Annotated in this window: 3 protein-coding genes; all 3 read left to right on the top strand. The window is 63.3% G+C overall.

Features of this window, described 5'->3' with window-relative positions:
• Window positions 1-1,718: hypothetical protein (locus IJL83_03385; protein ID MBQ6552641.1), on the top strand; the 1,718-nt coding region annotated here is incomplete at its 5' end.
• 220 nt (window positions 1,719-1,938) lie between these two features.
• The gene (locus tag IJL83_03390) at window positions 1,939-2,406 is read left to right on the top strand and encodes a sigma-70 family RNA polymerase sigma factor (GenBank protein MBQ6552642.1); all 468 of its coding nucleotides are present in this window, start codon (window positions 1,939-1,941) and stop codon (window positions 2,404-2,406) included.
• The gene (locus tag IJL83_03395; GenBank protein MBQ6552643.1) at window positions 2,406-3,488 is read left to right on the top strand and encodes a hypothetical protein; all 1,083 of its coding nucleotides are present in this window, start codon (window positions 2,406-2,408) and stop codon (window positions 3,486-3,488) included. The genes IJL83_03390 and IJL83_03395 overlap by 1 nt, the downstream gene beginning before the upstream one ends.
• The last annotated feature ends 237 nt before the right edge of the window (window positions 3,489-3,725 follow it).

Raw genomic sequence — 3,725 nt, forward strand, 5'->3', positions numbered from 1 at the left:
CTTACGGCGATACGCTCTCCTCCGTTGCCCTGCCCGACGGCTGGGAATGGGAGGACGAGGGAACGACCCCCGTCGGCACCGCCGGCAGCAACGTCTTCAAGGCGAAGTTCACCCCCGACGATACCGATAACTACAACGCCGTCGAACACGTCGACGTCACCGTCACGGTCGGCAAGGCGACTCCGGCTTATACCGTTCCCACGGGTCTGAACGCAACTTACGGCGATACGCTCTCCTCCGTTGCCCTGCCCGACGGCTGGGAATGGGAGGACGAGGGAACGACCCCCGTCGGCACCGCCGGCAGCAACGTCTTCAAGGCGAAGTTCACCCCCGACGATACCGATAACTTCAACGCCGTCGAACACGTCGACGTCACCGTCACCGTGGGCAAGGCGGGTTCGACCGCCGCTTCTGTCGCAGCGAACGAATGGACCTTCGACGGAGCGACCAAGCCGCTCCTGACCGTTACCGGCGAAGCCGCCGGCGGCACAATGAAGTACGCGCTCGGCACCGCCACGGCGCCCGGAACCTTCGGCGATTCCATCCCCGAGGCGACCGCGGCCGACACTTATTACGTCTGGTACAAGGTCGCCGGCGACGCGAACCATAACGACACCGACGCGGTGTGCGTTACCGTGGTCGTCGCTCACGACGAGGCGCTCGACGCCGTCATCGCGGCGATCGACGCCATCGGTCCCGTGACCGAAGTCCTCGCCGATCAGAAGGCGAAGATCGACGCCGCGAGAGCGGGCTACGAAGACCTGACTCCCGCGCAGCAGGCGCTCGTCACCAACTACGCGACGCTGGTCGCCGCGGAAGCGGATTACAAGGCGCTCTTCGTCTTCGACGCCAACACGCAGATCACGATCAGCGGCGTCGAGAAGTACGGCGAAACGCTGACCGCCACCGCGATCGACGTCCCGGCCTTCATCACCGACGCGGTCGTAAGATGGTATAACGAAGACGGCGACCTGCTCGGCACCGGCGCGACCTACACGCTGACCGCCGCCGAGATCGGCAAGTCCGTCCGCGCGGAGCTTTACAGCGCGGAAGCGGAAGACACCGTCACGAGCGACTTCACCGGCCTTATCGGCAAGGGCGTTATCAAGAACTATACGCTCCCGACCGCCGCTCACGTCACGTATCCGCAGACTCTCGCGGAAGCGACTCTGACCGGCGGCGACACCGGCGATATCGAAGGCGTCTGGGCGTGGGCAACTCCCGACGCGCAGCCGACTTCCGCGCAGAGCGGCAGTTCCTTCGAGCTGACCTTCACCCCGACCGGAACTTACGCCGATCTGTACGAGGGCTTCACGACCCGCCTCGCCGTCGTCGTCGATCCCGCGCCCTTCGAGCCGCAGTCGATCGAGGATACCGCGAGCGGCCTGACCTTCGACGCCGAGTTCGCGCAGAACGTCGAGGTCGAGCTGACCGACATAGTCTATTCGCAGAGCGCGTACCTCGCGCTGCTCCGTGCCTCCAAGAAGGACGACAGCGGAATGACCAAGCTCGTGCTGCTGAAGACCATCGCCTTCACGATCGACGGCGAAGCGGCGGACGAGGCCTATAACGGCGCCGTCACCGTCACCTCCTACGTCGGCGCGAAGCTCGCGGGTCAGACCGTGAGCGTCTGGTTCTTCATTGACGGCGCGCCCGTCAACTACGTCGGCACCGTCGGCTACGACGGCGTGCTCGTCATCGAGAACGTAGCGCTGTAAGGCGCAAAAGCGCCCCTGTGCAAGGGGAGCTGTCGCCGAAAGGCGACTGAGGGGTTGTCATCCCGAGCGAAGCGAGGGATCCCACACCTCACGCGCACAAACTCATAACTCAAAGAAAACCCCGTCCGAATTCCGGACGGGGTTTTTGCAACAATTCCGCCCCCATAAGCGTTATAATAGTGCCGACGTCGGAAAGAGAAAACAAAGGAGGTGGCGGCTGATGTCGCTTGAAGAGCTTGAGCGCGTTTACCGGACGCATTACCGCACGGTCTGGAACGTTTGCCTGACCTTTCTGCGCGAAGCGTCCGACGTTGAGGACGCGGTGCAGGATACCTTCGTCAAGCTCGCGCTTTCCCGCCGCGATTTCGCGGACTCGGACGGCGTAAAGGCGTGGCTGATCGCGGTCGCGAAGAACGTCTGCCGCGACGAGCTGCGCAAAAAGCGGCGCGGCGACCTGCCGCTTGAAGAGGAACGCTGCGGCTCCGCCGACGATCCCGAGCCGGACGAAACGCTTGAGGCGGTGCGTTCGCTGAATGAAAAATACCGTATACCGATATATCTTTTTTATTACGAGGGACTTTCCACCGCGCAGATAGCGCGGCTGACCGGCAGAAAGGAATCGACGGTGCGCAGCGATCTGAGCCGCGGCAGAAACGAGCTGCGGCGCATACTTGAAAGGAGCGAATGATGAAAGACGAAAGAATAATCTCGGCGTTTGACCGCGCCGCGCCGGACGAGGCGGCGGTCGGTCGTATGCTCGAGGGGATAAAAGCGAAGACTGCGGAACGCGGAACGGAAACCGCACGCCCGGCGCGTCTGCGTCTGCGGCGCACGGTGCTGATTGCCGCGTGCACGGCGGCGATCGCGGCGCTCAGCGTGACGGGATACGCGGCGTATAAGCGCTGGACGCTGCCCGCGCCGGAGACGTATCCGGAAACGGAAAACGGCGGTATCATCCGCGATATAAGCAGCGCGGATCACTCCGCGCCCGAGCAGGGCGGAGATTACGCGCCGCTTTCGGACGAGGAGTTCATCCTCGCCGCGCAGTCGCTGCTCGAAACGGTCGGCGTGCCGGACGTTTCCGCAGAGCGTATGACGGTGCGCCGTCAGGAGAATATGTATTGGGACAGGCGCGAGGCGGAGGTCGATTTCGAGCGCGGGAGCGCGACGGTCAGCGTGAGATTCAACGCGGAAACGGGCGCCTTCCTCGGCTTCTTCGATCTCGATCAGATCGGCTCCGCGCCCGCTTCGGCGCCGGATGCGGAAGCGGCGGCGCGTGCGTATTACGCGAAGCTGCCCGTGCCGCAGGGGTATAAGCTCACGGCGACGGAGGATCACGACGAGCATTGGCGCAGCTTCGAGTTCTGCCGCGAGGTGCAGCCGGGGCTTTACAGCGCCTATGAGGCGGTGCGCGTCGCCGTCGATCCGGCGGACGGCCGGCTCGTCGGCTGCACGGTATTCTTCGTGCCGCTGCTCGACGATCACTCCGAGGGCGAGCAGCCGCTTTCCGCAGAAGCGGCGGACGCGGCAGTCCGCGCCTCCGGCGCGCTCGCCGGCGACGGGTGGGAGCTTGTTTCCTCCGGGCTCACCGTCGGCCTGCCGAATTGGCACTTCACCGGTCAGGAAGCGGCTAACGCCCGCGCTTCGCGTGTCACGCGCCTTTGCCGCGAGATGACGTATGAGCGCCCGAACGCGAGCTTCACCGATTCCGTCAAGGTGCTCGTCGATCTCTACACCGGCGAGATCCTCGGCGGCGATATGACGAAATAAGGTGCGAACCCGCAGGGTTAACGTTCGCGGCTTGCCGCGAACTCATAACTCGCCCGAAGGGCGATTATAGCTCTAAACTCTAAACTGAACCCCCGTCCTAAAGGGCGCGCAAATTAGGGATAAGTCGGGTTTTGAACGGCTGTTTCCCGCCCATGCTTCACAAAAAACAGCGGCCATACATCAAGTATGACCGCTGTTTTGTTGTTTTGCCTGAACGATAAACATCTCGTTCAAAAC

This window comes from Clostridia bacterium, from assembly GCA_017438525.1.
GTDB lineage: Bacteria > Bacillota > Clostridia > Oscillospirales > RGIG8002 > RGIG8002.

Bases quoted from the DNA above. Each gene is read 5' to 3' on its own strand.
- IJL83_03395 (MBQ6552643.1), top strand. From the start codon at position 2,406: ATGAAAGACGAAAGAATAATCTCGGCGTTTGACCGCGCCGCGCCGGAC.
- IJL83_03390 (MBQ6552642.1), top strand. From the start codon at position 1,939: ATGTCGCTTGAAGAGCTTGAGCGCGTTTACCGGACGCATTACCGCACG.